Annotated in this window: 18 protein-coding genes; 10 read left to right on the top strand and 8 right to left on the bottom strand. The window is 34.1% G+C overall.

Annotated elements, in window-relative coordinates; all coding sequences use genetic code 11:
• The first annotated feature begins 248 nt into the window (after nucleotides 1–248).
• From LPB88_RS16340 to LPB88_RS16320, 5 genes are all read left to right on the top strand, one after another.
• Nucleotides 249–1,385 (top strand): glycoside hydrolase family 26 protein, encoded by a 1,137-nt coding sequence (locus tag LPB88_RS16340; protein WP_230716718.1) that lies wholly within the window; start codon nucleotides 249–251, stop codon nucleotides 1,383–1,385.
• Between the two features lie 175 nt (nucleotides 1,386–1,560).
• Nucleotides 1,561–2,952 (top strand): MFS transporter, encoded by a 1,392-nt coding sequence (locus LPB88_RS16335; protein WP_230716717.1) that lies wholly within the window; start codon nucleotides 1,561–1,563, stop codon nucleotides 2,950–2,952.
• Nucleotides 2,953–2,980: 28 nt separating this feature from the next.
• Nucleotides 2,981–4,171 carry a glycosidase gene (locus LPB88_RS16330; RefSeq protein WP_230716716.1) on the top strand — a complete coding sequence of 397 codons (1,191 nt, stop codon included), beginning with the start codon at nucleotides 2,981–2,983 and terminating at the stop codon, nucleotides 4,169–4,171.
• A 6-nt stretch (nucleotides 4,172–4,177) separates the two neighbouring features.
• On the top strand, nucleotides 4,178–5,368 hold the full coding sequence (locus LPB88_RS16325; protein WP_230716715.1) for an AGE family epimerase/isomerase: 1,191 nt from the start codon (nucleotides 4,178–4,180) through the stop codon (nucleotides 5,366–5,368).
• 126 nt (nucleotides 5,369–5,494) lie between these two features.
• On the top strand, nucleotides 5,495–6,781 hold the full coding sequence (locus tag LPB88_RS16320; RefSeq protein WP_230716714.1) for a cellulase family glycosylhydrolase: 1,287 nt from the start codon (nucleotides 5,495–5,497) through the stop codon (nucleotides 6,779–6,781).
• 294 nt (nucleotides 6,782–7,075) lie between these two features.
• On the opposite strand, the gene LPB88_RS16315 is transcribed toward LPB88_RS16320, so the two are convergent.
• The 6 genes from LPB88_RS16315 to LPB88_RS16290 form a co-directional block, all read right to left on the bottom strand.
• Nucleotides 7,076–8,032 carry an aldo/keto reductase gene (locus tag LPB88_RS16315; protein ID WP_110836746.1) on the bottom strand — a complete coding sequence of 319 codons (957 nt, stop codon included), beginning with the start codon at nucleotides 8,030–8,032 and terminating at the stop codon, nucleotides 7,076–7,078.
• A gap of 199 nt (nucleotides 8,033–8,231) precedes the next feature.
• Nucleotides 8,232–10,529, bottom strand: a complete 2,298-nt coding sequence (gene bglX / locus LPB88_RS16310; RefSeq protein WP_230716713.1) for a beta-glucosidase BglX — start codon at nucleotides 10,527–10,529, stop codon at nucleotides 8,232–8,234.
• A 408-nt stretch (nucleotides 10,530–10,937) separates the two neighbouring features.
• Complete coding sequence (locus tag LPB88_RS16305) at nucleotides 10,938–12,320, bottom strand: sialate O-acetylesterase (RefSeq protein ID WP_230716712.1); 1,383 nt, start codon at nucleotides 12,318–12,320, stop codon at nucleotides 10,938–10,940.
• The gene (locus LPB88_RS16300) at nucleotides 12,310–13,398 is read right to left on the bottom strand and encodes an SGNH/GDSL hydrolase family protein (RefSeq protein ID WP_230716711.1); all 1,089 of its coding nucleotides are present in this window, start codon (nucleotides 13,396–13,398) and stop codon (nucleotides 12,310–12,312) included. The genes LPB88_RS16305 and LPB88_RS16300 overlap by 11 nt, the downstream gene beginning before the upstream one ends.
• Before the next feature lie 206 nt (nucleotides 13,399–13,604).
• On the bottom strand, nucleotides 13,605–15,185 hold the full coding sequence (locus LPB88_RS16295; protein ID WP_230716710.1) for a murein L,D-transpeptidase: 1,581 nt from the start codon (nucleotides 15,183–15,185) through the stop codon (nucleotides 13,605–13,607).
• 188 nt (nucleotides 15,186–15,373) lie between these two features.
• A complete protein-coding gene (locus LPB88_RS16290; RefSeq protein WP_230716709.1) occupies nucleotides 15,374–15,787 on the bottom strand; it encodes a DUF1573 domain-containing protein in 414 nt (137 codons plus the stop codon).
• A 163-nt stretch (nucleotides 15,788–15,950) separates the two neighbouring features.
• On the opposite strand from LPB88_RS16290, the gene LPB88_RS16285 reads away from it, so the two are divergent.
• The 3 genes from LPB88_RS16285 to LPB88_RS16275 are packed head-to-tail and all read left to right on the top strand — an operon-like array spanning nucleotide 15,951 to nucleotide 18,715.
• Nucleotides 15,951–17,213 carry a sensor histidine kinase KdpD gene (locus tag LPB88_RS16285; RefSeq protein WP_230716708.1) on the top strand — a complete coding sequence of 421 codons (1,263 nt, stop codon included), beginning with the start codon at nucleotides 15,951–15,953 and terminating at the stop codon, nucleotides 17,211–17,213.
• Nucleotides 17,210–17,893, top strand: a complete 684-nt coding sequence (locus tag LPB88_RS16280; RefSeq protein WP_230716707.1) for a response regulator transcription factor — start codon at nucleotides 17,210–17,212, stop codon at nucleotides 17,891–17,893. Before LPB88_RS16285 ends, LPB88_RS16280 begins: the two co-directional genes overlap by 4 nt.
• A 57-nt stretch (nucleotides 17,894–17,950) precedes the next feature.
• Entirely contained in the window at nucleotides 17,951–18,715 is a 765-nt protein-coding gene (locus tag LPB88_RS16275; RefSeq protein ID WP_230716706.1) for an MBL fold metallo-hydrolase, read from the top strand.
• Here LPB88_RS16275 and LPB88_RS16270 read toward each other — a convergent pair whose 3' ends face one another.
• Entirely contained in the window at nucleotides 18,716–20,920 is a 2,205-nt protein-coding gene (locus LPB88_RS16270; RefSeq protein ID WP_230716705.1) for a radical SAM protein, read from the bottom strand.
• Between the two features lie 124 nt (nucleotides 20,921–21,044).
• Between LPB88_RS16270 and LPB88_RS16265 the strand changes: the two genes are divergently transcribed.
• Entirely contained in the window at nucleotides 21,045–23,639 is a 2,595-nt protein-coding gene (locus LPB88_RS16265) for a T9SS type B sorting domain-containing protein (RefSeq protein WP_230716704.1), read from the top strand.
• A gap of 176 nt (nucleotides 23,640–23,815) precedes the next feature.
• On the opposite strand, the gene LPB88_RS16260 is transcribed toward LPB88_RS16265, so the two are convergent.
• Nucleotides 23,816–25,093 carry an MFS transporter gene (locus tag LPB88_RS16260; protein WP_230716703.1) on the bottom strand — a complete coding sequence of 426 codons (1,278 nt, stop codon included), beginning with the start codon at nucleotides 25,091–25,093 and terminating at the stop codon, nucleotides 23,816–23,818.
• A 271-nt stretch (nucleotides 25,094–25,364) separates the two neighbouring features.
• Here LPB88_RS16260 and bshC point away from each other — a divergent pair, with 271 nt between their 5' ends.
• Entirely contained in the window at nucleotides 25,365–26,954 is a 1,590-nt protein-coding gene (gene bshC / locus LPB88_RS16255) for a bacillithiol biosynthesis cysteine-adding enzyme BshC (RefSeq protein ID WP_230716702.1), read from the top strand.
• Nucleotides 26,955–26,958 lie beyond the last annotated feature (4 nt).

Below are 26,958 nucleotides of genomic sequence, written 5' to 3'. Positions count from 1 at the left end.
ATAATTGATAAAATAATATTAATTAGACGATAAACATCCGATTATCTTTGAAAAATAGAATTATCAATTTTACAAAAACAACATTGATAATAAACATTAATCATTTTTAATAGAATATGTTTTTATAGTTTTGATAATTTTAATCCAAAAACAGTATTGAATTTTCGATTGAAAAAACAACCGTTTTACAACCCTTATCAATTTATAAACTCATAGTTATTACACTGAAAAACAAGCACATTCATATAATGAAAAAAACCATACTAACACTAATTACGGCTCTATTTATAGGAACTTACTGTTCTGCAAAGCCTATTATTGGTAATACTAATTTGTCACTTTCAGATAAAAAAGCAACACCTGAAACTGTTTCTTTATACAAAAAACTGGTTCAGTTAAGCCAAAAAGGATACTTATTTGGTCATCAGGACGACCTGGCTTATGGTGTAAACTGGAGATACGAAGACGGCCGCAGCGACGTAAAAGATGTTGTTGGTGATTATCCCGGCGTTTATGGTTGGGATTTGGCAGGTTTAGAAAAAGACAGTCCAAACAATATAGACGGAATTTCTTTTACAAAAATGAAGCAATACATTGAGGAAAGTCACGAAAGAGGCGGAATCACAACTATAAGCTGGCATTTTGATAATCCTGCAACCGGAAAAAGTGCCTGGGATAATGTTCCTAACTCACTTAAAACTGTTTTACCGGGCGGAGAAAACAATAAAAAATTTACCATTTGGCTAGACAAAGCGGCGAATTATCTCTTATCCTTAAAAGATAAAAAAGGAAAAAATATTCCCGTTCTTTTTAGACCTTATCACGAACTTACCGGAGGTTGGTTTTGGTGGGGAAAAGGAAATTGTACTCCTGAAGAGTTTAAAGAAGTATGGAAATTCACTTTTGATTACTTACAGAAAAAAGGCGTTCACAACCTAATTTACATTTACAACACCAGTAGTTTCAACTCAAAAGAAGATTTTTTGGCTAACTATCCCGGCGATGATTATGCAGATGTTTTAAGTTTTGACTCTTATCAGAATAATGATGATAAAGAAGGTAAAAAGTTTGTTGAAGAAGTTCAAAATCAGCTTAAAATTATAAATGAACTTGGAACACAACAACACAAATTAATAGCCATTGCCGAAGCAGGTTACGAAGCAATTCCGGATCCAAAATGGTGGACAGGAACTCTGGATAAAGCGATTGGAGACTATAAAATATCTTATGTTTTATTGTGGAGAAATCACGGTTGGCAGGAAAAAGAAAAAAAGATGCATTACTACGCACCTTACCCCGGTCAGGTGAGCGAGAAAGATTTTATTGATTTCTATAATCTGGATAAAACATTATTCGAAAAAGACATTAAAAAAATTAAAAATTGAGAATTAAAAATCCGTTTAAATCCGCGTCATCTGCGTGCTAAAGAATTAAAAAATAAAATCTGTTTTTATCCGCGTTTTTACGAAGTAAATCCGTTTTATCCGCGTCAAAAACAACACATAGAAATATAAAAATAACTATCCAAATTTAAAAACCACAACCTTTAAAAAAAGCATAATGCACGACAAAATTAGTTTAAAAGAAAAAATAGGTTACGGCCTTGGAGACGCCGCATCATCCATGTTCTGGAAAATTTTCAGCATGTATCTTCTATTTTTCTATACCGATGTTTTCGGATTGGCGCCTGCCGTAGTAGGAACCATGTTTTTGATTACCCGAATCTGGGATTCTTGTTTTGACCCAATTGTTGGAATCATCGCTGACCGAACAAAAAGTAAATGGGGGAAATTCAGACCTTATTTATTATGGATTGCCGTGCCTTTTGCCGTGATTGGAGTTTTGACTTTTTACACACCGGACTTTGATGAAAAAGGAAAAATAATCTACGCCTACGTAACCTATTCCACCATGATGATGATTTATTCGTTAATCAATGTGCCGTATGCTTCACTTTTGGGCGTTATGTCTTCTGACCGAAAAGAAAGAACCACATTATCTTCTTATAGAATGGTTTTTGCTTTTGGCGGAAGTTTACTAGCACTTTGGCTAATTGAACCTTTAGTAAATTACTTCGGCGGAAGCTTAAATTCTAAAACAGGCTGGTTAGCTACAATCTCTGTTTTTGGAGTGATTACAACTGCTTTTTTCTGGGGTTGTTTTTTCTTTACTAAAGAGAGAGTAAAACCAATTTCAGACGAAAAAAACAATCTAAAAGAAGATTTAAACGATTTACTAAAAAATAAACCCTGGTGGATTTTACTTGGTGCCGGAATTGGCGCTTTAGTTTTCAATTCAATCCGCGATGGTGCCGCCGTTTATTACTTTAAATATTATGTAAGCAGCAGCGTAAACTTTGATTTTTCTCTTTTTGGAACCGATTTTCATATGACGCCAACTTCCATTTATTTGGTACTGGGACAAGCAGCAAATATTATTGGAGTGATCGCTGCAACGCCAATTGCAAACAGAATCGGAAAAAAGAAAACCTTTTTTGGTGCCATGGCTATGGCCGCAATATTAAGTTTGATTTTCTATTTCTTCGGTAAAGAAGATGTTTTCCTGATCATGAGTTTTCAGGTTTTAATTAGCATTTGTGCCGGTTGCATTTTCCCGTTAATCTGGTCAATGTATGCAGATAGCGCCGATTATTCAGAATGGAAACAAGGACGCAGAGCGACAGGATTAGTTTTCTCCGCTTCATCAATGTCACAAAAATTTGGATGGACAATTGGTGGCGCAGGAACCGGATGGCTTTTAGGTTATTATGGCTTTCAGGCTAATGTGGAGCAAACCGCAGTAACTCAAAATGGGATTCAATTAATGTTAAGTATTCTTCCTGCAATTGCAGCAATTATATCAGTGCTTTTTATTTTGTTTTATCCCTTATCCGAAGAAAAACTTCAAATAATAGAACAAGATTTAGACGAAAAACGAGACCAGACCAATTAAAATTATACAGATACAGAAATCAATTAATATGACAACAATAACCTCTTCAACTACTTTTCAAGACAGAAAATTAGCCTTAGAAAAACAACATAAAACACTGATTGAGCAAAAAAATGCTCCTCAGGATGAAGCCGGAAACGGTATATACGAACGCTATAAAAACCCGGTTGTTACAGCAGCTCACGTACCATTAAACTGGCGTTTTGATCTGAATGAAAAAACCAATCCGTTTCTACAGGAAAGAATCGGAATGAATGCCGCTTTTAACGCCGGTGCAATGAAATGGAACGGAAAATATCTACTTGCCGTTCGTGTAGAAGGAATCGACAGAAAATCTTTTTTCGCTATAGCGGAAAGTCCAAATGGCGTAGACAACTTTAAGTTTTGGGACAAACCATGTGTGATTCCACAAACCGCAGAGCCTGATACAAATGTTTATGATATGCGTTTGATCAATCACGAAGACGGTTGGGTTTACGGTATTTTTTGTACCGAAAGAAAAGATCCAAAAGCTCCAAAAGGCGATACAAGTTCGGCTGTGGCCAATGCTGGAATCGTGCGTTCAAAAGATTTAGTAAACTGGGAAAGATTGCCGGATTTGATTTCAAATACCGGTCAACAACGAAATGTAGTTTTACATCCTGAATTTGTAAACGGAAAATATGCTTTATACACACGTCCGCAAGATGGTTTTATCGACGTTGGAGCTGGTGGCGGAATTGGTTTGGGATATGTTGACGATATGACAAATCCGGTTGTAAGAGACGAAAAAATCATCTTCGGGAAACAATATCATACCATTTATGAATTGAAAAATGGTCTTGGTCCTGCTCCTATTAAAACCGAAAAAGGCTGGTTGCATTTGGCACACGGAGTTCGAAATACCGCGGCAGGATTGCGTTACACACTTTATATGTTTATGACAGATCTTGATGATATCGCCAAAGTAACACACGTTCCTGCCGGACATTTTATGGGTCCTGAAGGAATTGAAAGAGTTGGAGATGTATCGAATGTATTATTCTCAAATGGATGGATTGAAGATACTAACGGAACCGTTTATGTTTATTATGCTTCATCAGACACGAGAATGCACGTTGCAGTTTCGTCTGTAGAAAAACTAGTTGATTATGTTACCAATGCGCCGTCAGATACTTTTATTTCTGCGGGTTCAGTAAAAACAATCATCAGCCAAATTGATAAAAACAATACAATTTAAATCGTCGTGTCAATACAACTAAAGCAACTTAAAGCTGAATTATCAGCCGAACTTGATTCCATTTTAAAATATTGGTCGGAACATACTATCGACAATCAAAATGGTGGTTTTGTGGGACAAATTGATTTCAACGACCATATTATTGCCAATACAGAGAAAGGTTCAGTTTTGAATACCAGAATTCTATGGACTTTTTCGTCCAGTTATAAAATCACAAAAAACGAAAGTCATAAAGAGATCGCTAAACGTGCTTTTGATTTTCTTTCAGATTATTTTTATGACGATGAATTTGGAGGTTTATTTTGGAGCATAAACGTCGATAAAACGCCAAAAGACACTAAAAATCAAATTTACGCTTTAGCTTTTGCGATCTACGGATTATCTGAATATTATGATATTTCTAAAGACAATAAAGCTTTAGAAATAGCCATCAATTTATATTTAAAAATTCAGGAACACAGTTATGATCCTGAGAACAAAGGCTATTTTGAAGCTTTGACCAGAGATTGGCAACCTATTGAAGATTTGCGTTTGAGCGATAAAGATGCCAACGAAAAAAAGACAATGAACACGCATTTGCATATCGTAGAAGCCTATGCAAATTTGTTTAAAGTCTGGAAAGATAAAAAACTGCAAAGCGATATCATCGAATTATTAGAAACGATCGAAAAACATTTTATCAATACCGAAACAGGACATTTACGATTGTTTTTTGATGAAAACTGGATCGAAAAACCGGATGTAATTTCATACGGGCATGATATTGAAGCTGCCTGGCTTTTATTACAATGTGCCGAAATTTCGGAAGATAAAACTTTGATTGCAAATTATAAAAAACACGCCATTCAAATGGCTGAAGTCACACAAGAAGGTTTAGATATTGATGGCGGTTTATGGTATGAATTTGATCCTGAAAAAGATGAATTAATTGCCGAAAAACATTGGTGGGTTCAAGCAGAAGCTTTGATTGGTTTTTATAATGCGTATCAATTAACCGGCGAAGAAAAGTATTTAGACATTGTTTTCAAAAACTGGAACTTTATACAAAAACACATTCTGGACAAACAAAACGGAGAATGGTTTTGGGGAATTTATCGCGATAATTCTTTAATAGAAAAAGATAAAGCAGGTTTCTGGAAATGTCCCTATCACAACGGGCGTGCTTGTCTGGAACTCCTTAACCGAATTAAACCGTAAACCCCTAGCCCTGATTGCAACGGAAATCCTTTTTATTTTTTCTTTAAAAATAAAAAGATTGAAGTGAAAAGCAGGACACGAGCGATAGCGAACTGACAAAGTAAACAGCTCCAAAAAATACAACTAATGAAAAATAGATTTCTAAAAACACTACTATTTTCTTTGATTTATTCTTCGATTGCCTGTCAGGCGCAGGAAAGAATTACGGTAAAAGGAACGCAATTTTACAAAGGCAATAAACCGTACGCATACATTGGAACGAATTATTGGTACGGAAGTTTACTGGCTTCGAAAAAAGTGGGCGACCGAAAAAGATTACTTCGCGAACTGGATTTGATGCAGAAATATGGAATCGATAATTTACGAATTTTGGTTGGCGGCGATGGCGGAAAATATGATTTTACCGTTCGTCCGGCTTTACAATACGAACAGGGAAAATATGATGAAGATTTGCTTGACGGATTGGATTTTCTAATCAATGAAATGAGCAAACGCAAGATGTATGCGGTTTTGTACTTGACAAATAACTGGGAATGGTCTGGCGGAATGTCGCAATATTTAGAATGGAACGGTAAAGGTCCTATTCCGGTTCCGAATATTGCTCCAAATACATGGCCACAATTTATGGCCTATACGGAGCAATTTTATAGCTGTGAACCTTGCATGAAAGGTTTGGAGAATCATGTAAAGTTAATTATTGGAAGAACGAATGCCTATTCGCATAAAAAATACACTGAAGACAATACAATTATGGCGTGGCAGGTTGGAAATGAACCGAGACTTTTTACAGTAGAAAATGAGGCGAAATTTACGGTTTGGCTCAACAATATTGTAGATTTAATAGATAATTTAGACAAAAATCACCTGATTTCTACAGGTTCTGAAGGAAAAAATAGTTCTAATGATAGCATGGAAATTTTCGAAAGGACACATCAAAATCCGAAAATTGATTATTTGACAATGCACATTTGGCCTAAAAACTGGGGCTGGTTTAAGGCTGACAACGCCGAAAAAACAATACCAACAACGCTGGAAAATGCAGGGAAATATATTGACGATCACATCAAAGTTGCCAATAATTTGAAACGCCCTATTATTATTGAAGAATTTGGTTTGGGAAGAGAAAACGAAAGCTTACTGGCAACGGCAGCTGCTGCGAATAGAGATATTTTCTATAACTATATTTTCAGCCGTGTTGCCGATAGCCGTAAAAATAATGGTCCGTTGCAAGCGGCAAATTTCTGGGGTTTTGGTGGAGAAGGAAAAGCGGTTAACGTAACCGGAAAATGGAGTCCCGGAGATCCTTTAACGACTGATCCGCCGCAAGAACCACAAGGATTGAATTCTGTATTTTCTTCGGATAAATCAACATTAGAGATTGTGAAAAAATACAATCAGGAATTGAAAAAATAATTTTAACATACATGACATAGATGCACTGCTGTGCGTCTCTACAGTCAATGTCTTTAAATTAAGGGCAAATCTATAAAATTACTTAACAGTTTAATCAAGAAAGTAATTAGAAAAATCCGCTTTTATCAGCGTTTTCGCTTTAGCGAATCAGTAAAATCAGCGTCTAATTTTGACGCGGATAAAACAGATTTACTTCGTAAAAACGAGGATAAAAACGGATTTGATTTGCAATAATTTTATTTTCTAAAAGCTTAACTTAATGACATTGCCCTACGGTATATGTCTATAAAAATTTTATGCTAATATTTTTTCAATTGCATTCAATTCATCATGTGTAAATTCCAAACTTTGCAAACAATCAATATTATTATTTAACTGTCTCACTGAACTTGCACCAATTAAAACCGAGGTAATTCGTTTGTCTTTTTGCAGCCACGCCAAAGCCATTTGTGCTAAAGATTGATTACGATTTTGAGCAATTTCATTCAGTTGCACTAATTTTTGGATTCTTTCAGAAGTAACCTCATCTTCTTTTAAATGTCCGTTTGGATTATGTGCTCTTGAATTTTCAGGAATACCGTTTAAATATTTATCCGTTAAAAGTCCTTGTGCCAAAGGCGAAAACGCAATACAGCCTACTCCTTTTTCTTCGAGAACATCCAGTAAACCATTTTCGACCCAACGTTCTAACATCGAATACTTAGCTTGGTGAATCAAACACGGCGTTCCTAATTGTTTTAAAACATCAACTGCAACCCGAGTTTGTTCTGCCGAATAATTACTGATTCCAACATACAATGCTTTTCCGCTTCTTACAGCATAGTCTAAAGCCATCATGGTTTCCTCAATTGGTGTTTCAGGATCTGGACGATGTGAATAAAATATATCTACATAATCAACTTTCATTCTTTTTAAACTCTGGTCCAGACTTGACAATAAATATTTACGGGAACCCCAATCGCCATAAGGTCCGTCCCACATCGTGTAACCGGCTTTGGTCGAAATAATGATTTCGTCACGCAAATTTCCCTGAAAATTATGCCACAGAATTTTACCAAAATTAGTCTCAGCAGAACCTGGAACCGGTCCGTAATTATTAGCAAGATCATAATGCGTAATTCCTTTATCAAAAGCTTCTACAGCGATACATTCTGCATTATCAAAATTATCAACTGAGCCGAAATTGTGCCATAATCCTAAAGAAATTTCAGGTAGTAATAACCCGCTTTTTCCACATCTGTTATATTTCATTTTTTTGATTTAATGGTTGGAAGTTTTAATAGGTTTTAAAAATACAAAAAACTCCCGAAGTTTTGCCACAAAGACACAAAGACGCTAAGCTTTTTATTCAAATTAGAAAATCGCCACGAATTCACGAATTTTCAAACAATTAATTCGTGAATTCGTGGCGAAAAAAAAATGGCGTCTTTGTGTCTTTGTGGCAAAAACTTTACTCTTTTATCTCAAAACCACTCGTTAAACCTTTATCAGAACTTCCTCCAACCATAATTTTAAAAGTTCCAGGTTCTACTAAGTAATTCCCTTCATTATCATAAAATCCAAGTTCCTTATCTGTCAAAGTAAAAGTTATGGTTTTAGTTTCACCTTTTTTCAAGTTTATTAACTCAAAACCTTTTAATTCTTTAATTGGTCGAACAATGCTTGCATATTCATCATGAATATACAACTGAACGACTTCTTTTCCGTCATAATTCCCTGAATTACTCACTTCAACACTCACTTGTACGTTTTCTCCTTTTGCAAAAGCGGTTTTGTTTAATTTCAAGTTTTTATAATCAAACTTAGTATAACTCAATCCAAAACCAAACGGAAATTGAGGTGTTTTCGCAACATCAGTATAATGCGACCAAAACACATTTTCATCAACATCAGTTGGTCTTCCTGTACTGTATTTATTGTAGTAAATTGGAACCTGTCCCACATTTCTCGGGAAAGACATTGGTAATTTTCCACTCGGGTTATAATCTCCATATAAAACCTGTGCCACAGCATTTCCGGTTTGAGTTCCCAGTTGCCAGGCTTCAACAATGGCTGGAACATGCTCTGCAGCCCATGGGATACTTAACGGACGACCATTATTCAAAACCAAAACAATATTTGGATTTACTTTATAAATTTCTTCTAATAATTCCTGCTGAACTCCAGGCAAATTAAGATCAGTCCTACTTCTGCCCTCACCACTCTGAAAACCATGTTCTCCCAAAACCATCACCACAACATCAGCATTTTTTACAGCTGTTTTTGCAGCTTCAAATCCGCTTTTATCAGTTGTGTTAAAAATCACCTCATCTAAGAAACTCGTTTTCCCAACAATTAAATCAGCACCTTTTTCAAATGTCAACTGATTGTCTTTATATTGCTGCATTCCTTCAAGAACAGAAACTGCCGTATTATTATCCGATGCAATTCTCCAACTTCCTAACGGACTATTTTTATCATTTGCCAAAGCACCAATCAAAGCAATTTTCTGCCCTGATTTTTTCAGCGGAAGCAAATTCTTTTCATTCTTCAATAATACAATTGATTTTTTTGCCATGTCCAGAACGGCGTCATTATTGGCTTTACTTCCAACAATCGCTTTCTCACGCTTTTCATCACAATATCTGTACGGATCATCAAACAATCCTAATTCAAATTTCACACGCAAAATTCTACGAACCGCATCGTCAACCAAAGATTCTTTTACTTTTCCCTCTTTCACCAAATCAGCTAATTTTGCCACGTATAAATACGACTCCATATCCATATCAGAGCCTGCAATAACCGCTTTTGCAGTTGCATCAGCTTCATCTTTTGCATAACCGTGCGCAATCATTTCTCGGATCGAAGCATAATCTGAAATCACAAAACCGTCAAACTTCCATTTTCCTTTTAGAATATCCCTTTGTAAAAACGCATTTCCGGTTGCCGGAACGCCATTCAAAGTATTAAACGAATTCATAAACGTACGAACACCCGCATCTACCGTAGCTTTAAAAGGCGGTAAAACAGAGTTATATAATTTAGAATTACTAATATCTACAATATTATATTCGAGTCCGGCTTCTACAAAACCATAAGCAGCAAAATGTTTTGCACAAGCTGCGATTGTATTTACTTTAGCCAAATCGGCAATAGTTTCGCCCTGAAAACCTTTAACTCTTGCAGCGCCAATTTTACTTCCCAAATACGGATCTTCACCCGCACCTTCCATCACACGACCCCAACGCGCATCGTTTGCCACATCGACATTTGGTCCAAAAGTCCAGTTAATTCCAGATGCCGAAGCTTCATCAGCCGCAATCGCCGCCGATTTTTTAATCGCTTCTAAATCCCAACTCGCCGCTTCTGCCAACGGAATTGGACTCAACGTTTTATAACCGTGAATCACATCAAAACCTATAATCAGCGGAATTCCCAAACGAGTTTCTTCTACTGCAATTTTCTGAACCGCACGAACTTCTTTCACACCGCGAACCGTCAGCATCGAACCCACCCAGCCTTTTCGTAAATGGTCATATTTCAACTCCGCAGTTCCGCCTTTTGGAGCCGGTCCCGTCACATCCCAAAAACCGTTATATTGATTCATTTGCCCCACTTTTTCCTCCAAAGTCATCAAAGGCAAAAGAAGATCAATACGTTCTTCAATACTTTTATTTTTATCCAAATACGGCTTTTTCTGTGCATTCATATTTCCAACAGTAAACAGGGCAAAAATCCCAATGGTTATTATTTTTTTATTTTTCATAATGGCTTAATGGTCAGATAGTTTATTTTTAAGGCGCTAAGGTTCTGAGGCACTGAGCTTCTAAGCTTTTGAGTTTAGTAATTTGGGCGTGTTCGCCGCAGCGAATCGGGCTATTCGTTTCAAGTCCTCGCACTTCCTTCGTCAGGCTGTGGGCTTTCCACTGCTATCCCTCACGAGATTTACGGTAAATGAGAACCTTTTTGTTTTTAATACCCAATCTTGTCATTTCGACCGAAGGGAGAAATCGCACAAGAAATTCCACAATCTAAGTCGCCAATCTTTGTCGAGCTACTAATGTGATTTCTCCTTCGTCGAAATGACACAACCAACGCAAAGATCGATCTGAAACCAAACAAAATAAAATCCGCATAAATCCGTTTAAATCCGTACAATCCGCGGGCAAAAAATCTAAAATTCTTCCGTAAAACAAGAAGCCGGCAAATTAGCTTTATTAAACAAATCCGATTGAATTGTATTTCCCCATGCAAATCTCACTTTCGCTGGATTTTCAACTTTTTTACTTGTCAAAATCACCTGATTATTTTTGATCGAAGCTTCTGCAGGAAAGAAAATTCCATCGGCTCCAGCCACTTCAAATTGATTCGATATTTTATTCTTAAAGTACAATCCTTCAGAATAATCAAACGAAACAATTACTTTGTTTTTTTCTATTTTGAAATTTTTGAAAAGTGGTCCGTTTACCAAATTAGTATTCGTTTTATAAATATCGGCTAAAGCCAGATTTGCCAAACGAATTCCAACATCTTTTTTATTCTTTGGATGAATATCTATCGTATCCGAAATATCGCTTGTCAGAACCATTCCCGTTTTCGGAACTTCTTTCAGAGTTTTTCTTTGAGAATCTCTTACAATAACATTAGAGAAATTATTACTTCCCGTTTTATAAGGCGCAATCTGGACGTAATAAAAAGGAAATTCGTCTTGCCATGCTTTTCTCCAAGAGGTAATCAAAGCCGATAATGTTTTATCATAAACCAACGAACCAACATTTGATTCGCCTTGATACCAAAGCGTTCCGGCAATTTTAAAACCCACAAACGGATAAATCATGGCATTGTAAGCACGTCCAGGCTGACGTGGACCATATTCCTGTTCGTTAAGCTTTTTGGCATTTTCAAGTAAAATAGGATCATTCTGAACCACTTCTTCCGGCATCCAGATTTCAGCAGGAGTTCCGCCCCAGTTAGAAGATATTAATCCAATTGGTACATTTTTTAAATCTTCTCGTAAGCGCTTGGCAAAGAAATAGCCAATCGCACTGAAGTATTTCATGGTTTCCGGAGTTGATTCTGTCCAGTTTCCTGATAAATTATTCTGCGGACTTGTAGCGGTTAATTTTGGAACTAAGAAAAAACGAATATTCGGATTTGTCGCATTTTTCATTTCTTCTTTGCCATTATCGATTCCCCAACTTGCAGACATTTCCATGTTGGATTGTCCGGAACAAACCCAAACTTCACCAATCAGAATATTTTTAAGAATGACTTCGTTATATCCTTTTATAGAAATGGTATAGGGTCCGCCGGCTTCGGGCGTTTTTATGTGAAGTTCCCATTGCGCCTGATTATTCGCGACAACTTTATATTCCTTATTGTTCCAGCTGGAAACCAATTTGATTTCTTCTTTTGGATTTGCCCAACCCCAAATTTTCACTTCGGAGTTGCGTTGTAAAACCATATTGTCGTCAAAAATATTCGGAAGTGTAACGTTTGCCATCATAGTACTGGAAATCATCAGAATGAAAACAAACTTAAATATATTATTTTTCATTTAACAGCTTTTTTAAAAACGGAGCATATTCATCTGCCATGACTTTTTGATCAGCAACATCCGGATGTCCTAAACAGCCTTTTGGTGTCATTGGTTTAAATTTAAAAATCTGAATCGTTTTGTGTTTTTTATCTTCGGCGAAAGCGTTCTTCACTTTATTCAGACAATCTTCAAAAACAACTGCTTTCTCGCCATTTACCATTGGACTATTTGTAATCACAATTTGCGCTTTCGGATTGTGTTTGTACAACATCTTTATAAAATTGATGTAATTTGACACGTACTTTTCTGCATTAAAAGGCAAACGCTCTTTTTTGCCGTCTCCGCCAGAAAAATCATTGGTTCCTAAAGCAATACTGATAATATTGGGCTGAAAAGCAAAATCATATTTAGGTTTCGATGCATCTTTTGTTAAGTATAAATTTTGGTAAACATCAGGCATAATGGCTTCATCTTTATTCTCATCATTCCAGTTTCTGTACATCCCAATTCCGGAAACAGAACTCATCAAATAATCAACGCCAATTTCTCTGGAAAGTACTGCTCCATAAGCATAATATCCGTTATGATGATCCATATATTCGCCCGAATCACAATCAACCGAATCACTTGCCGCCGCACAGGTTATAGAATCTCCTATAAATTCAATTTTCTTTTTCTTTTTGGCAGAAATTGAAGTCAGTTTTGCAGTTGTACCTGCAAACAAAATATTTCCGCTTTGTGCTTCTGTATTTTTATAAATCTCAAGGTGATGTTCTTTTTTATTTGAAGTAATTTTTATCGGAAAAGATTGTGCTGCACCTTTTTCAATTCTGATTTTTCCAATATATTTTCCGTCCAGAACTAAGGAAACATAATTATGATGTTCATAAGAATTTACACTTTGCAATGTAATTAAACATTCATTTCCTGTAAAATTAAAAGAAACCAATGAAGCTGTGCCAATTAAAACAACAGTATTATTTTGGAGTTTCTCAACCCGGCCTTCATACAGAAATGTATTGGTTTTACTTTGTGAAGTTGAAACAATCGAAACCAGTAAAAACGAAATTAAAAACGCTATTTTTTTGAGAAACATAATTTATTTATTAAAATATAAATACGATTCACAAATATATCTGAAATGTAGTATAAAGAAAGATACTAAAACATCAAAAAGCAATAAAAAAACACCATTTTTTTTGCCACGAATTACACCAATTATCACTAATTCTTATTGTAAATTAAGCAAGCGCATTTATAAATTCGTGATAATTGGTGTAATTCGTGGCAAACTTTTTTTAACTATTCTTCCGTCAATAGTTTTATCAAACTATCGTCTCTTTGGTAAACATCTTTATAAAAATTCAATTCTCCTTTGCGGTCTACCCAAGCAGTAAAATATCCAATATAAACCGGAATTTTCTTTTTTAAACTAACCCAATTTTCTTTTCCTGCGTGCATTGCTTTATCAATTCGTGCCACAGTCCAGGATGGATCTTGTTTTAAAAGTTCGATTGCCAATTCTCTAGGTTTTCCAACTCGTACACATCCATGACTAAATGCTCTGTTTTCTCTTTCGAACAAACTTTTTGCAGGTGTATCGTGTAGATAAATATTATTAGAATTTGGAAATAAAAACTTCACTAAACCAAGTGAATTGTTTTTTCCAGGTAACTGACGCACAGCACCATTATTCCACTCCAGATTTTTTTGAGCCAGATAGTTTTTGTTTTTTGCCATTCCGGGTTTTATCTCACTATTGATAATACTTGTTGGAACATTCCAATATGGACTAAAAACAATATTGTTCATCATTCCGCTAAAAATAACCGTTTTGGTCATGGCTCTTCCAACCACAACTGGTGAAACGAATGCAATTTGATGGTCACGAATCAAATACAATCTAAATTCAGGGATATTAACTTCTATATATTCCTTTCCTTTTTCAAGTGCCGGATCAATCCATCTGCAACGTTCCATATTGGCAATAATCGTTTTGATTCTGTCTGAAACCGGAATATTCATTTCGGCAATATGTTCGGGTAAGATTATATTTTTTGGTGTTAAACCGTGATGTATTTCATAGTTTTTGGCCGCCGATATCAATAAAGAATCACACACATTACTTTTATTATCCTCTTTAAGATCTCCAGTTATATAAAGTCTTTCTCTAATTTGTCCCACAGCAATTGCAGAATCTCCTTTTTTAAAACTCTTAAAATCTTCATCGACTTCAATATTCTTCCAACCGCCTTTTTTCTCTATTTCTCTGTATTGATGAAGCGCATCACGAAGCTTGTAGTATTGACTGAACATTTTGTTCTTTTTGTCGTCACTGATCGTTGCCTTTTTATAAATAGAATCTGAAAAAACCTGATAATTTACTTTTTTTCGAGGTAAAAGCCATTCTAATAATTGAGTTGTTTTTTCATCTACACCAGATACTTTCTGAACATAATAAAAATATAAATTGGTAATCATTAAATCAGTGTCGGTCTGTGATAATTTATTGTCTGAAATATGCTCAAAAATAGGATTGATCTTTTCATTATAAGGAAAATTAGCCTTCAAACCTTCTCGATCTAATCCTTTGTATTTATTAAACAAAGTACTTCCAAATTCTACTACACCTTTATTGTCCAACCATAATTGGGTAGATTTATTTTTCTTATATAAAGCCAAAACCTCATTTTGAAATTTCTGTAATTTAGGATAGGTCTGATAAAAAGCAGCAATACCGGAACTATCAATTGTAATTTTAAGTTCGGGCACAACTTTTTCTGCAGTCTTTTTTAATTCTTCTTCTTTTTTTTCTGCTTTAGAATTACAAGAAACAGCAACAAAAAGAATGGCAACAGCAGCAAGCGGATACAAAATTTTCATAATAATATTTTTAATAAAAATAGAAAAGTTTTGCTAATAACAAATCATATCCTGAAAAATTAATATTGCCTTTACAAGCTCCTAAATCATCGAAATTTAATCTTCATTTTCTTTAAATATAAAGCATAAAAAAAACTCCAAATATGGCACATTTGGAGTTTTTCGCTTTATAACCAACCTTTAATTATTTAAATAACCGTTCCTTTTAAAGTAAGGATTTTTGGAGCCGTTTCGGCACTTGTTGTTACAGTAACTGTTTTTGTGAAACCACCTTTATTAGCAGCATTATAAGTTGCTGTTACTTTAGCCGTTTTACCAGGTAAAATTGGCTCTTTAGTATAATCTGTCGCAGTACAGCCGCAAGATCCCTGAACATTAGTAATTACAACAGAAGTTTTTCCTGTGTTTTTAAATTCATAAACAATTGCTTTTGGAGTTCCTTGAGGAATTTGTCCAACATCGATAGTTTCTGCTTTCCAAACAATAGTCGAAGCTGTTGTTCCTACTTTTGTTTCAGATGTGAAAGATTGTACCGGAGCAATTGCTGAAAAAGACATTAGACCTAAAGCTAGAGCCAACATCGAAATTTTAATCATTTTCATATTTATTTATTTTAATGGTTTATAGTTCAAATTTGATATTTCAAATGTACCTCAGACAAAATCAAATCGCTGTTAACCGCTTTCAAATCTTTGTTAACGAGTTGTTAATCGCTATTTTTGACTATAATTTTGATTAATATTACACCTTATAAAACCCGTTTTCTTGAAAATAAATAAACTCAATAGTATCATAATCTTAGGATTAGTAGCCATTATAAGTATATTGGTAGCACAATTGCTTTGGACTAAAGAAGCTTTTACTCTGGAACAGAAAAAACTGAGTCAGAAGGCAAATATTGCTTTACTTGAGGTGGCTAGAAAATTATACGAAGGAAAAGATCATGAGTCTTCCTGCCAAAACCCTGTTCAGAAAATTTCTAACGATTATTATATTGTCAATGTCAACAATGCTTTTGAACCGGATGTTTTAGAATTTTATTTGAGAGCTGAGTTCAAAAAAATGAACATTACGACTGATTTTGAATATGCAGTGTACAATTGTCAAAGTGACGAAATGGTTTACGGAAAGTATATTTCTTTTTCTGATAAAGAAAAAACAAAGAAAACTGTTTCCTTTCCCAAACATAAAAATTTAGTCTATTATTTTGCCGTTCGTTTTCCTAATGAAACCACTTATTTATTCAGTTCGATGCGTTTTTGGTTTGTACTTTCTATAGCGCTTATTTTTATTTTATTAATTTATGTTTACTCGATTTTTACCCTTTTGCAACAAAAAAAATATTCTGAATTGCAACGAGATTTCATAAATAATATGACGCACGAATTCAAGACTCCTTTATCTTCTATTTTAATTGCTTCGAAATATTTAATTGAACAAAATCCGATCAAAGACGACAAAAAACTTTATACTTATACGGATATTATTATCAATCAGAGTAATAAACTGAATCATCATATCGAGAAAATTTTAAACATTGCCAAATCTGATTATACGCCTTTAGAATTAAAAAAGGAAACTGTTTTAATTATTCCGATTATTGAAGAAACTATCGAAAATATTCAGTTAAAGTATCCTCAGGCAATTATTAAAATTGAAAGTGTTTCAAATGAATATCATTTAGAAACAGATGTTTTTCATTTTTCTAATTTAGTCTATAATCTACTGGATAATGCGGTTAAATATTGCAATGAAAAACCCGAAATCACAATTCAGATAGCAGTCGAAAATTCGACTTTAAAACTAAAATTCGTTGATAACGGAATTGGAATTGCTTCTAAAAACATTTCTTTTATCTTTGATAAGTTTTACCGTGCTCAAAACGAAAAAAGTAATGAAGTAAATGGTTTTGGACTTGGTTTGTATTATGTAAAAGAAATCTGCAACTTGCATAATTGGAAAATTAAAGCTGAAAATAATTTAGAAAACGGTACAACAATAACCTTGTCAATTCCTTATAAAAAATGAAACAATTCAAAATACTTTATACCGAAGACGATGAAACTCTGGCGTTCCTGACCAAAGATAATCTGGAACAAAACAACTATCACGTTACACATTGTTGCGATGGTAATTTGGGTTTAGAAGCTTTTAAAAATGAGAATTTTGACATTTGTATCTTTGATATAATGATGCCCAAAAAAGATGGTTTTGAATTGGCTACCGAGATTAGAAAAATGAATACTGATATTCCGATTATTTTTCTTTCGGCCAAAACTTTAAAAGAAGATCGTATTAAAGGATTGCGTCTGGGCGCCGATGATTATTTGGTAAAACCTTTTAGCATCGAAGAACTATTATTGAAAATTGAGATTTTCTTAAAACGCTCACACAAAAATATTCCAACCGAAAAATGTGTTTACGAAATTGGAAAATATCAGTTTGATACCAATAATTTTATTCTTTTTAACGAAAGTGAAAAAATCAGCCTTACCCAGCGTGAAGCCGAATTGTTGAAATTATTTCTTGATAATAAAAATTCAGTTTTAAAAAGAGAACAAATTTTGACATCTCTTTGGGGAACTGATGATTATTTTATGGGAAGAAGTCTGGATGTTTTTATTTCGCGATTGCGTAAAATTCTAGTCAATGAAAAAGGAATTTCAATAGAAAACCTACACGGAATAGGATTTCGATTTACGATGTAGTTTTTTTGACTTTAACTATTTAAAATTTTGTATTTTTAATATCTAAAATCCCCCGATATGAAATTGCATCATTTACGTAACGCGACTTTAGTTATTGAAACTGATCAACATGTAATTTTAGTTGATCCTATGTTAGGAAAGAGAAAAACGATTCCGCCTTTTACTTTCTTTCGATATAAACCAAAAAGAAATCCATTGGTTTCTTTGCCTAAAAACAGTCGTGATATTCTAAGTAGAGTGACCCATTGCTTAATCACACACCTACATCCTGATCATATTGACAAAGCCGGAGAGATTTTTTTAAGACGCAAAAGCGTATCTGTTATTTGTAGTGTAAAAGATGAGAAGGCATTGACCAAAAGAGGCTTAAACATTACTCAAACTTTAGATTACTGGCAACCTCAACCTTTTCTAGACGGAAAAATTACTGGAATTCCTGCCATTCACGGTTATGGTTTTGTTGCAAAACTAATGGGAAATGTCATGGGTTTTCATATCGAATTGCCAAATGAGAAATCGGTATACATAAGCTCAGATACTATTTTTACAGAACACGTAGAAAAAGTTCTGGTCGAATTTAAACCTGACATTGCAACTGTCGCCTGCGGAACTGCAAGATTAGATATTGGTCAGCCTTTGTTAATGAGAATGAATGATATTTTGAAGTTTGCGGCTCTTGCTCCCGGAAAAGTTTTTGCCAATCATTTGGAGGCTTTAAATCATTGCCCAACGACTCGAGAAGAATTGAAAACAGCTTTGGCTGAAAATGATCTTTTGTCGAAAACTGCGATTCCTAATGATGGTACTTATGTTGAATATTGATTACAAAACTAATAACCCAAATTCTCGCAATGTATTAATTGGCTTTGAATACCAAAACAATTCAAAATCATCTAAATTGGTTTCAAAGTCAGCTTTTACTTCTTGAAAAGTGTAGTTTTTAGCATTTGATACCGTGATTTTGGTTAAGATTTCAACTAGCCATTCACCTTTATTTTTGTTAGTCTGAATGTTGAAACTTTCCTTTTTATCGTGAAAAGTAAAAGTCATCATTTCCCAAGTCTGACCTTTTTTTGATTTTGTAAAATGTTCTACCGAAGGCTTTCCTCCTAACCAAACCACTTTTGCATTTGGTTTTGTATTAAAGTCATTTCCTTCTTCGAGTGCATTAAAAATAAAATCGGGATCAATTTTAGTTTTCGGAATTTTAAAATCGAACCAATCCTGCAATTCATAGTCAAAACAGATTCCGTGCATGAAATTAAAGAGCGATTTCTTTAATCCAAAACTGAACTTATCATGATTGATTCCCGTAGAATCTGTATAGTCGATATCATTATTGGCAAAAGTTCCAATTGCTTCTGTTGCTTTTGTAACACCAAATTTCTTCGGATACAACCCAACCGGACTATGAGCCGTCATCGCAAATTGATGCCAAAATCCTGATTGCAGAATTCCCGCTTCAAACAATTGGCGCACCATTTCTAAGCTGTCAACGGTTTCCTGAATGGTTTGTGTTGGATATCCGTACATTAAATACGCATGAACCATGATTCCGGCTTCGGTAAAATTTCGGGTCACTTTTGCAACTTGTTCAACAGTTACCCCTTTATCTATTAATTTCAATAATCGATCAGAAGCTACTTCTAAACCACCAGAAACGGCAATACAACCGGAAGCTTTTAGCAAAAGACATAAATCTTTAGAGAAGCTTTTCTCAAATCGAATGTTTGTCCACCAGGTTACTGCTAATTTTCGGCGCAAAATTTCAAGAGCCAAAGCGCGCATTAAAGCTGGCGGAGCTGCTTCGTCTACAAAATGAAAACCATTTTGACCGGTTTGCAGCATCATGTCTTCCATTCTGTCGCACAATAAATTGGCTGCAACAGGTTCGTAAACTTTTATATAATCTAATGAAATATCACAAAAAGTACATTTTCCCCAATAACAACCGTGCGCCATTGTAAGCTTATTCCAACGTCCGTCGCTCCACATTCTGTGCATTGGATTCACAATTTCGATAACCGAAATGTATTTATCTAAAGACAAATCTGAATAATCAGGCGTTCCTACATACGCTTGTTTGTAATCGTGTTTTAAAGAATTGTTTTTGTAAACTACTTTTCCGTTTTCCAGAAGAAAGGTTCGTTTATAAGAATTGTAATTTGGATTTTCGAGATTGAAAATTAATTCCTCTATTGGAACTTCTCCATCATCTAAAGTAATAAAATCGAAAAATTCAAAAACACGAGCATCAGAAAGTGAACGTAATTCGGTATTTGGGAAACCTCCTCCCATAGAAATCTTAATTTCAGGATGATTTTGTTTTACCCATTGTGCACATCTAAAAGCGCTATATAAATTCCCTGGAAAGGGAACAGAAATTAAAAATAAAGTTGGTTTCACTATTTCGATTTTCTCTTTTAAAAGCGAAATCAAAATAGAATCAATATAGGTCGGTTTTTGCTGTAAAGCTTCGTATAATTCATCAAACGAATTGGCACTTCGGCCCAAACGTTCAGCATATCGGCTAAAGCCAAAATTTTCATCAACACATTCTACTATAAAATCTGAGATGTCCTCAAGATATAAAGTCGCTAAGTGTTTGGCTTTATCCTGCGTTCCCATTGTTCCGAAAGCCCAATCGAGTTCTTCTAATTGTGCAAATCGAGAAGCTTCCGGCAGAAAATCTTCCTGACAAATTTGTAATGCTAATGTTGGATTTTTTCCTTGCAAAAACTGAATTACAGCATCAATAGTTTTGATGTATTCGTCTTGTAAAGCAAAAATACGTTTGGAGTTATCTGAAAGATCTTGATTAGAGCCTTCAAACTTGAAACGTGAAACGTTAAACAAACTAATTAAACCTTTCTTCGAAAACAATTCCAATATCACATCAATACCCAAATCGGCCTGAACCGATTCGATATTTTTAGTATTGAGAAATCCTTTTATATATGCAGTTGCCGGATACGGAGTATTCAGTTGGGTAAAAGGCGGTGTAACTACAAAAAGTTTGGTTTTCAAGACGAGATTATTTTTTTGCAAAAATACGGGATATTTAGGGACTTTTTATGAAAAGATTCAACTTGATATTTTAGTTTTCTTTTGTAGATATTTAATTACATTTGCGACAAGCCAAATTATCCAAATGAAACATAAATTACTTTTCCTTTTTATTTCTATATTTTTTTTCAATAGTATTAAAGCTCAAGATTTTCAATGGGTAAGGCAAATTGGAAATCAGCAAAGTGATGAAGCTCAAGCAGTAGAAGTAGATAATGATGGTAATTCTTATTCTCTTGGTGTAGCACAATCTTATACTTACGATCTTGATCCAACTCCTAATGGCACTCAAATTATTAATAATAATTCTACTCCTTTTTCTCCATACGCAGATATTTATTTAATAAAACTGAACAATAATGGCGACTTTGTTTGGGGGAAAACATTTGGAGATTTAAAATCAGGACAATCTGCTTATGAAATAAAAATTGGACCAGATGGCAATATTTATCTTCTTTTACAAACTGCAGATTTTGTTTCAAATCAAATTAACTCTTATTTCACAATTATAAAAATTTCTCCGAACGGAAATGAGTTATCAAAAATTAAAATTAAAAATCCAGGTTCCTTTTTTATCAATAGCTTTGACATTGATAACCAAAATAATCTTCTTGTTGGCGGCTGGTTTGTAAACTCAAAAACCATAAACATTAACAACACTGATGTAAAATTTGAATCACAAAATAGTATTGCTTCATACATTTTTAAACTAGATAACTCTGGAAATTTTATTTGGAAAAAAATATTTGATTATCCTGAACCATCTAACGTAAAAATTCACACAAAACCTGATGGAAATATTATTACGGTCTTAAATACTTCAGATCATGGTTATCCTATGTGTTCTATATTTAATATAAATACTAGCAATGCAAATATTCTGTGGGAAAAAAAATTATCGCAACAAGGTATAGAAACTTTTCATCTTGATCGCAAGGGAAATATTATTTTAGCAGGTACTAATGGAGTTTATCAAGGACCAATAGATGTTGATCCTTCATCAAATGTAGTAAACACCTCATCCCAAAAATTCTTATTGTGGCTTGACAGCGATGGTAACTTCCTGGATTTAAAAGAATATTTTGTTGCACAATTTTCAGCAGACTTTCGTATGTGGCAAATAGAAAGTGATGCACAAAATAATATTTATTTAGTTGGTGATTTTGCCGGAAAAGTTGATGCCGATCCTTCTGCTAATGATTTTTTCCTGGAAAACCCATACGGCTCGATTCAATATGGATCTGGTTATGTAATAAAATTTGATTCAAATAGAAATTTTGATAAAGCTTATATGTTAATTTCTAATTATCGTTCATTAGTAAAAGATATAAAGGTCAAAAATAAAAGTATATATCTTTTGGGCGACTTTAATGGCGAATGTGATTTCGATCCAGGTGTTGGCAGTCAAATATTTGACTCTTTGCATAATGGAGGTGTACTTACATCAGATGGTTTTATTGTTAAACTTAGCCCATGCGATTCTTCAAAACCTGATGGTGAAGAAAGTCAGTTTTTTTGCACAAGTCAAAATGCAACAATCGGTGATTTAGCTCCAAATTTTAGTGGAATAAAATGGTATGATAATGCTACAAATGGAAATATTCTGTCCTCCACTTCTGCACTGCAAAATGGAAAAACTTACTTTGCTTCTCAATCAACAAATATTTGCGAGACCGAAAGATTAGCTGTTACAGTAACAATAACCAATACTCCTCTTGCTCCTCTTGAATTAAACAGTCGTGCTTTCTGCAAAAATGAAAATGCAACTTTAAATGATATACAAATTGATGGACAAAATTTGAAATGGTATAGTTCCTATATGGCAGCTAGTATTATACCAATCACTACTTTGCTAGAAAACAATACTACTTATTATGTTTCACAAACTAAAGGGTGTGAAAGTGACAGAACTCCAATTTTGGTAAAAATCAAAGACACAAATTTACCCATTGCAAAAGCAGAACAGCCTTTTTGTATTAATCAGAATGCTACAATTGCTGATATTAATATTCAAGGAACAGGAATCATTTGGTATGATGCAGCGATTGCAGGAAACGCTTTGGCTGAAACAACTTTTCTTGAAAACAAAACATATTATGCAGCACAAACTTTAAACAGTTGTGAAAGCAAACGACTTGCTGTGGCTATAAAAATTCAGGACATCCAAAACCCAATTGCTAAATCTCCGCAAACATTTTGTATTCAAAAAAATGCTAAAATCAGCGACATTGATATTAAAGGAGAAAATATAAAATGGTTTGAAAGCCTCTCTGCTACAACTACTTTATCAGAATCAACTTTACTTCAAAACGAGGTTACTTATTATGCTTCGCAGACAGTAAACAATTGCGAAAGTGACAGAGTTCCGGTAACGATAAAAGTTCTTGGAGCTACTACTGGTGACTGCATTAATTTTGTTGACGAACTTCCATATCCAAAATTCTTTACCCCAAACAATGATACTTATAATGATTACTGGACAATTGATTTTGCTTATTTAGCACCAAACACAGGAATCAAAATATTTGATCGCTATGGAAAATTAATCAAAGAGTTAGTTAATAGTGGAGTTTGGGACGGAAATTATCTAGGTCAGGAATTACCCGCATCTGATTACTGGTTTACAGTAACAAGATTAGACGGAACTGAATATAGAGGACATTTTAGTTTGAAACGATAAAGAATAATTAACCGCTAAGTTCGCTAAGTTTAATTTTACTTTAAACATAGAAAACACAAAGTTCGCAAAGCCAGATTTAAAAAAAGCTTTGCGAACTTTGTGTTTTTATAAAATCACGATCTAAAAAAACTTTGTGACCTTTGCGAAAAATACTTTGAAAACTTTGCGGTTAAAAACTAAAACTGATGTACTTTCTTAGAAATCACTAAAAATGAGATTAATGAAATTAAAGCAGCAGCAGTCAGGTAAAAACCTACATAATTTAAACCATAAGTACTTGCCAGCCAAATCGCAATCATTGGCGCAAATGCCGCACCAAGAATTCCTGCCAAATTAAAAGTCAACGAAGCACCAGAATAACGAACTGTTGTTGGAAACAATTCTGATAAAAAAGTTCCTAACGGGCCATAAGTAAAACCCATCAAAGACATTCCGATACAAACAAAAGTTGTTACTAATGTCGCATTTCCGGAATTTAGAAAGTAAGAAAAGAAAAATCCAAAAACAGCAATTGCAGCTGTTGTAATAACTAATATTTTTCGACGTCCAATTTTATCAGCAACCAAAGCCGAAACCGGAATAAAAAAGGCAAAAAACAATACCGAAAGCAATTGGATCAATAAAGCATCTCTTTTTGTAAAACCCAAATCAGATGTTGCCCAACTAAGCGTAAAAACAGTCATTAAATAAAATACCAAAAAGGTTGTAACTGCAGATAAGGTTCCAAAAATCAATTGATTTTTATATGATTTCAATAAGGTGAAAAATGGAATTTTAACCTCTTTTTGTTCTTCTTTAGAATTTTCGAATGCCGGAGTTTCGCTAATTTTTAAACGAATATAAAATCCAACAATTACTAAAAGTGAACTTGCTATAAACGGAATTCTCCAACCATAATCCATAAAAGCTTCACTGCTCATACTATCCGTTAAAATCAAAAAAGTTCCACCTGAAAGCAACAATCCTATAGGCGCTCCTAATTGAGGAAACATTCCGTACCAGGCACGTTTATGTGGAGGTGCATTTTCAATTGCCAGTAAAACAGCTCCGCCCCACTCACCTCCTAAACCAACACCCTGACCAAAGCGGCACAACATCAATAAAATTGGAGCAACTATACCGATACTCGCGTAACCCGGCAAGAAACCAATTGCTATTGTTGATAGTCCCATTGTTAATAACGCCACTACTAAAGTAACTTTACGACCAATTTTATCACCATAATGCCCAAAAACAGCAGATCCCAAAGGTCTTGCCAAAAAAGCTATTGAAAACGTAGCCAATGACTCCAGTGTAGAAACGGTACTATTGGCTCCCGGAAAAAATAGTTGTGGAAAAACCAATACAGCGGCATTGGCATAAATATAGAAATCAAAAAATTCAATTGTGGTACCAATTAAAGATCCAAAAAGAACATGTCGTAAGGAGTTTTCCTTATTAGGATTATTTTTCATGTAAGATAGATATACTTTTTTTTCTTGCAAAAATATAATTTCATTATTAATAATTCATCTTTAGAAGAATAAGTTTCAGAACATTTTTCCTTTTTAACAAATTTCTTAAACTATCAATTCTCTGAATTAACTTTAAATCAAAAAAAAATAAAATCCTGATTACAAGATTTTTAAACTTAAAATCAAAAATCAAATCATAAGCAATAGTTAAAACCGTTTTTAAGTACATATTTTCATTAAATTTACAGCTATCAAAAATAAATTTAAAATTATGCCTACCGACTGTATCAGCTATCAAACATCAGGATATTTCTCTAAGTTAATACAAGATTATTTAGATCAAAAACCAGAATTAAAGCCGCTGTACAATCATTTTCCAACTTCGGAGAACTTCGAAAAACAGATCACAGAAAAACAGGCAAACTTTGATAATGCTAATCGAATCCCGTTGGTTGAAACTTTAAAAAAGCAATATCAAAACATTGAAATTTCAGATTCCACAAAACAGAATATTGAACTTTTAGCGCTTCCTAATACGTTTACAATTACAACCGGACATCAATTAAATTTATTTAGTGGTCCGTTGTATTTCTTATATAAAATCATTTCGACAATTAATCTCACCAAAGAATTAAAGCTAAAATATCCAACAAATAATTTTGTTCCCATATATTGGATGGCTACAGAAGATCACGATTTTGAAGAGATCAATTATTTTAATTTTAAAGGGAAAAAATTCCGTTGGAACAAAGAAAGTACCGGTCCTGTCGGAAGGCTTTCCACAGAAGGTTTAGAAGAATTTTTCGAAATATACTCCAAAGATTTAGGTTCAAGCACAAATGCCAATGTCTTAAAAAAACTCTTTGAAGAAGCTTATTTAAACCATGATAACCTTGCTGATGCGACTCGCTTTTTAGCCAATAGTTTATTCGCAAATTATGGTTTAGTTATTTTGGATGCCGATGATACTAAGTTAAAACGTGCTTTCATTCCTTTTATAAAAGAAGAATTAGAACTGCAAACTTCCTTTAAAGCGGTACAAGAAACTATAGCAAATTTTAAAGACTATACCGTTCAGGTAAATCCTCGAGAAATCAATTTGTTTTATATTGAAGATGATTTAAGGGAAAGAATCATTTTTGAGAAAGATAAATACTTCGTAAACAATACTAAGATTTCATTTTCGAAAGAAGAAATTCTAAAATTGTTAGGAAGTAATCCAGAGAAATTTAGTCCCAATGTAATTATGCGTCCGTTGTATCAAGAAATTATTCTGCCAAATTTATGCTACATTGGCGGAGGCGGAGAAATTGCTTATTGGTTAGAATTAAAATCTTTCTTTGAAGCCGTAAAAATTACGTTTCCGATACTTTTGGTTCGTAATTCTGTACTTTTAAACACCGAAAAACAAGCCCAAAAAGCAGATAAATTAGGTTTAAGCTGGGCCGATTTATTTACAAAACCAGCCGATTTAGTAAATGCGATCACACACAAATTATCAGCCTTTCCTATTGATTTAACACCTCAAAAAGAAACGTTGGAAAAGCAATTTGAATATCTTTATGAACTAGCGCAACAAACCGATAAATCATTTACCGGAGCTGTAAAAGCACAAGAAGTAAAACAAAAGAAAGGTTTAGAAAACCTGGAAAAACGTTTATTAAAAGCACAAAAACGAAAATTGGATAACGAATTACAACGTGTAGTAGATTTACAATGCGAATTATTTCCGAATCAAAGTTTACAGGAACGTCAAACCAATTTTTCTGAATTTTATTTAGAAAAAGGAGAACAATTGATTCCCCTTTTAATTCAGAAACTAAAACCTTTAGAAACGAATTTTGATATCATAACAATATAAAAAA

Source organism: Flavobacterium sp. JAS (assembly GCF_020991455.1).
In the GTDB taxonomy this organism is placed as follows: domain Bacteria; phylum Bacteroidota; class Bacteroidia; order Flavobacteriales; family Flavobacteriaceae; genus Flavobacterium.
The sequence above is the reverse complement of the archived record's forward strand: the minus strand, read 5'-3'. Positions and strand labels throughout refer to the sequence as shown.

Bases quoted from the DNA above. Each gene is read 5' to 3' on its own strand.
- LPB88_RS16340 (WP_230716718.1), top strand. From the start codon at position 249: ATGAAAAAAACCATACTAACACTAATTACGGCTCTATTTATAGGAACT.
- LPB88_RS16335 (WP_230716717.1), top strand. From the start codon at position 1,561: ATGCACGACAAAATTAGTTTAAAAGAAAAAATAGGTTACGGCCTTGGA.
- LPB88_RS16330 (WP_230716716.1), top strand. From the start codon at position 2,981: ATGACAACAATAACCTCTTCAACTACTTTTCAAGACAGAAAATTAGCC.
- LPB88_RS16320 (WP_230716714.1), top strand. From the start codon at position 5,495: ATGAAAAATAGATTTCTAAAAACACTACTATTTTCTTTGATTTATTCT.
- LPB88_RS16315 (WP_110836746.1), bottom strand. From the start codon at position 8,032: ATGAAATATAACAGATGTGGAAAAAGCGGGTTATTACTACCTGAAATT.
- bglX (WP_230716713.1), bottom strand. From the start codon at position 10,529: ATGAAAAATAAAAAAATAATAACCATTGGGATTTTTGCCCTGTTTACT.
- LPB88_RS16305 (WP_230716712.1), bottom strand. From the start codon at position 12,320: ATGAAAAATAATATATTTAAGTTTGTTTTCATTCTGATGATTTCCAGT.
- LPB88_RS16300 (WP_230716711.1), bottom strand. From the start codon at position 13,398: ATGTTTCTCAAAAAAATAGCGTTTTTAATTTCGTTTTTACTGGTTTCG.
- LPB88_RS16295 (WP_230716710.1), bottom strand. From the start codon at position 15,185: ATGAAAATTTTGTATCCGCTTGCTGCTGTTGCCATTCTTTTTGTTGCT.
- LPB88_RS16290 (WP_230716709.1), bottom strand. From the start codon at position 15,787: ATGAAAATGATTAAAATTTCGATGTTGGCTCTAGCTTTAGGTCTAATG.
- LPB88_RS16280 (WP_230716707.1), top strand. From the start codon at position 17,210: ATGAAACAATTCAAAATACTTTATACCGAAGACGATGAAACTCTGGCG.
- LPB88_RS16275 (WP_230716706.1), top strand. From the start codon at position 17,951: ATGAAATTGCATCATTTACGTAACGCGACTTTAGTTATTGAAACTGAT.
- LPB88_RS16265 (WP_230716704.1), top strand. From the start codon at position 21,045: ATGAAACATAAATTACTTTTCCTTTTTATTTCTATATTTTTTTTCAAT.
- LPB88_RS16260 (WP_230716703.1), bottom strand. From the start codon at position 25,093: ATGAAAAATAATCCTAATAAGGAAAACTCCTTACGACATGTTCTTTTT.
- bshC (WP_230716702.1), top strand. From the start codon at position 25,365: ATGCCTACCGACTGTATCAGCTATCAAACATCAGGATATTTCTCTAAG.